2 protein-coding genes are annotated in these 3441 nt (G+C 67.4%); one reads left to right on the top strand and one right to left on the bottom strand.

Annotated features, from left to right (window positions below):
- The first annotated feature begins 257 nt into the window (after nt 1-257).
- On the top strand, nt 258-1577 hold the full coding sequence (locus QZV81_RS00615) for an HNH endonuclease signature motif containing protein (protein WP_292830927.1): 1320 nt from the start codon (nt 258-260) through the stop codon (nt 1575-1577).
- Nucleotides 1578-1656: 79 nt separating this feature from the next.
- Here the strand turns inward: QZV81_RS00615 and QZV81_RS00610 are convergent, their stop codons facing one another.
- The gene (locus QZV81_RS00610) at nt 1657-3438 is read right to left on the bottom strand and encodes a DUF2207 domain-containing protein (RefSeq protein ID WP_292830933.1); all 1782 of its coding nucleotides are present in this window, start codon (nt 3436-3438) and stop codon (nt 1657-1659) included.
- Between the last annotated feature and the right edge of the window lie 3 nt (nt 3439-3441).

Here is a 3441-nt window from a genome sequence, read left to right as displayed (position 1 = left end):
GTCGTTATCTTTCCGTTATATATTGATCCAGCGGTGGTCGTTTGCTGTGGCGGCCACCGACATGTGATTGCAGGAAACTCTTGGTGCAAGGGACAAGGGCCGGTCGGAAGCCTCTCCGACCGGCCCTTACTCGCGCGAGGGCGACGGGCCTTCATCGCCTCCTCCACAGGTCAGGGGTGTCCGTAGTTGTCCACAGTTTAAAACCCTGATCTGGACTATTACCTGCCGATGTCGGAACCCACCATCATGATGGAGACATGACAGACAATCCGGACGATCTCGGCGGCGGAGGCGCGCACGTCGGTGCGATCGTCGACCGCATCGCTGATGGGCGACGCCGCATTGCTGCTCTCCAGGCAGAAGAGGCGCTGCTTCTGCGCGACGCCCAGACCTACGCCATCGATCGGATAGACCCGGCAACCGCGCACCCCGATCGTCCTCGCGACATCGTCCTGCGCTCGGTGGCCGCCGAGATCGGCGCGGCGACACTGCAGTCCGACCGCGCCGTGCAGGCGCGAATGAGCGAGGCGACTGTGCTGGTCGATCGATTTCCGGTGACCTGGGCTCACCTCCGCGATGGCCGAATCAGCCGCGCCCACGCCGCCGTCATCAGCGACGCCGGGCAGGGCATCTCCGACGATGCAGCGCGCACCGCATACGAGAACGCCGTGCTGACCGTTGCAGTACGCGAGACGCCGGGGCGGCTACGCCCTGTTGCACGCCGTCTCGCCGAGCGGTATCACCCCATCTCGCTCACGGAACGACACCGAACCGCTCGTCGGGCCCGGCGGATGTGGGTCGTCGACCGTGAAGACGGCATGGCCGAGTTCGGCCTCCTCGCCCCCGCACACCTCGCCCACGCCGTGTTCAACCGCGCAACGCAAGAAGCGGTCACGATTCTCTCCGCACGGGCCGCGGACTCGGTGGAAGAACCCGACGTCCTCGCCGGATCCGTCGAACTCTGCGCTCCCGATACACGCACCCTCGACGAAATCCGCGCCGATATCGCGTTCGATCTCCTGCTCACCGGCCACGCCACCCTAACCGCGATCTCGGAGTCAGTCGGCGAGTGCGAGGCGATCCGGGCGCACGTGCAGGTCACGATCCCCCTGCTGTCCCTCACCGGAGAAAGCGATGCTCCCGCTGAGCTCAAGGGCCACGGGCCGATCAGCGCCGAGGCCGCCCGGGAGCTCGCCGGCGTAGCGGCGGGGTGGGACCGATTGCTGACACACCCTGTCTCAGGCGCGATTCTCGCGGTCGATCGCTACCGGCCCACCCAAGAGCAGAAGCGCATGCTCCGGGCGCGTGACGAGCATTGCCGCTTTCCCGGATGCCGGCAGCCGACTCGCCGCTGCGATCTCGACCACACGGTGGCTCGCGCCCACGACGGCCCCACCGACATCCGGAATCTCGCTCACCTCTGCCGTCGACATCACACCCTCAAACACCATTCCGCGTGGAGAGTGCGTCAGCTGCCCGGCGGGGTTCTGGAATGGACGAGTCCCGCCGGACGCGTGCACGACGACCGGCCCGCACGAACTCTCGCCTTCGCGACCCCGGATGTCGCGCCGTTCTGACAGAACCATCGCGATCGACACGCGCGTCCACGGTCACCGACCCGACATCCGTCAGACACCTCCGCCACCTCAGGCACCGTCAGACACCTCCGCCACCTCCGCCACCACCACCGCCGCCGGCCGAGCCCCCGCCACCCGAGCCGCCCGACGTGGATGACGACGACATCGCAGCCGCCGAGAGCGACCCGATGCCCGAAGCGAACGAGGACGCATCGAATGCACCCGCACCGTAATACCAGTACGGACCCGACGCCCCGACGGCCGTGTACAGGACGGCCAGTTCCCGCGACCACTGCTTCTCCTGGCCGAACACCACCGCATATGGCAACAGCTTCTCGTAAAGCTGCAGCTTCTGCCGCGGGTCGTTCACGTCGACCGCGATGCGCTCAGCACCCTCTGGCGACTGCAGCATCCGGATGCGGTCGGCCTCAGCCCACCCGATGAACGCCTCGAGTCCGCGCAGATGGTCCCTCGTCTCCGCGCCACGCGTGGTCAGCGGTTTGCGCACGCACATCACCACGAGGGTGATGAAGATCACGCCGGATCCCCCCATCACCGCGACGGGCCCAACGGGATTCACGTTCGCGGCGAGCGCGGCCATCCCGAGGGCGACGACAGCCAGCAGCGCCACAGCCCCGACGATGATCGGAACCGCGCGCGTTGCCCCCGGCACGATGCGGCGGAGTCCTCGCTGCTTCAACTCCAATTCGGCCGCGGTGAGAATCCGCTGTGCCACCTTCGAGACTCGGGTGTCTTGCTTGCCGAACTCGTACTGCTCACCGGGCACACCGCCGCGGAAGAGCCCCGACAGCAGCATCCGGCCGTCGCCGTCGGCGCGCGACGGGTCCACCAGCTCAGCCACGAGCTTTGGCGTGCGCCGCCAGCTCGAGGGGACCTCGATGATGCGAATCGAGCCGGCCACGGCCTGTTCGAGCACTTCTGCGGGGATGGCCTTCGTCGTCCTGCCCAGGAGCACCGCACTCTCGAGCGCATCAACTCCCGCCGGCGGTGTGTACTCTGCGATGATCGTCGGCCTGCCGGGCTCGTCGGCGAGCCCCCGCCTCCGCGCCCGCACCGCCATGCCCCCTGCGCCCACAACCACGAGCCCCGCGATCGCCTGCAGCCAGCCCACGGGGGCCGCCAGATACGACGAGTCGAACAAGGTGAACGTCTCAGGCGCGAAACCCACTGCCATCGTCAGCGTCTGGTTCGGCTGCAAGCCGGCCGCCTCGGCTGTGATGACGGTGGATCCGCCGGCATCCCGCGTCAGCGTGATCGATGCACAGGAGTCGCTGTCGCCGTGATGACCCTGGTAACACGCCATACGTCCCGCGAGAGATGTCGCGAGTTCCGGGGCCAGGTGAAGCCGCGCCGTGACCGCGCCGAACGTCTGGGCCCAATCGACGCCGTTGACGTCCCAATAGAACTCCAGCCCCGTGTCGGGGAAGTCCCACATGACATTCTCGAGGGAGTAGGCGATGACGAAGGTCTGCGGTCCATGCAGATAGTCGGGCGCGCGAGAGACGATCTCGACGGTGCCCCCGTCGGAGGCGACCTCCATCGGGCGCGGGCTCCCGTTCTCGTCGCTCACCGACTCGATCTCGGGATTCAGCGGCTGCCCGTTGTAGCTGTCCGGAATCAGCCGGCGGATGCCGCGGTTCTGATCGGCATCGGGAAACCGGGCCACGATCTGCTCGACGACCGCGAGGTGACTGACACCGTCGGCATCGCGCGTGAGTGTGTAGTCGACCGTCATCGAATCGAAAGTGAAGTCGTCGACATCCGTGTAGACCCCGGCAGGCACTGCCGCGGATGCCGGCGCACCCGCGCCCGCCAGCGCGGCGACCAGGACTGCGACCAGGAC

It is taken from the genome of Microbacterium sp. (assembly GCF_011620665.1).
Classification (GTDB): domain Bacteria; phylum Actinomycetota; class Actinomycetes; order Actinomycetales; family Microbacteriaceae; genus Microbacterium.
Note: the sequence above shows the minus strand (reverse complement) of the source record. Positions and strands in the feature narration are given on the sequence as shown.

Excerpts from the sequence above, each read along its gene's own strand:
- QZV81_RS00615 (WP_292830927.1), top strand. The coding sequence starts at position 258 with ATGACAGACAATCCGGACGATCTCGGCGGCGGAGGCGCGCACGTCGGT.